The sequence below is a fragment of the Stenotrophomonas sp. HMWF003 genome (assembly GCF_003061285.1).
GTDB lineage: Bacteria > Pseudomonadota > Gammaproteobacteria > Xanthomonadales > Xanthomonadaceae > Stenotrophomonas > Stenotrophomonas maltophilia_AP.
In genome coordinates, this window is the sequence record NZ_QAIW01000350.1 from 1 (window position 1) to 300 (window position 300).

General features: G+C 73.7%; 1 pseudogene. It reads left to right on the forward strand.

Features of this window, described 5'->3' with window-relative positions:
• Window positions 1-275: pseudogene (locus DBR34_RS14140) on the forward strand (NAD-dependent dehydratase); the annotation flags it as partial.
• Window positions 276-300 lie beyond the last annotated feature (25 nt).

Consider the following 300-nt stretch of genomic DNA (forward strand, 5'->3'; position numbering starts at 1 on the left):
TCTACAACCAGGTCAAGGGCCGGCTGGAGCAGGACCTGCGCGGGCTCGGCTACCGCTCGCTGACGCTGGTGCGGCCGGGCCTGATCGGCGGCGAACGCAGCGAACGACGCACCGGCGAGCACCTGGCCAGCCTGGTGCTGGGGGCGCTGGGCCCGGTGCTGCCGCGCGCCTGGCGGATCAACCCGGCGGTGAACATCGCCGCCGCCATGGTGGAGGCGGCACTGGCCCCGCGACCAGGCGTCCAGATCGTGGACGCAGCAGCCCTGGCCGGCTAGAGCCGACCGTTGGTCGGCTCTAGCC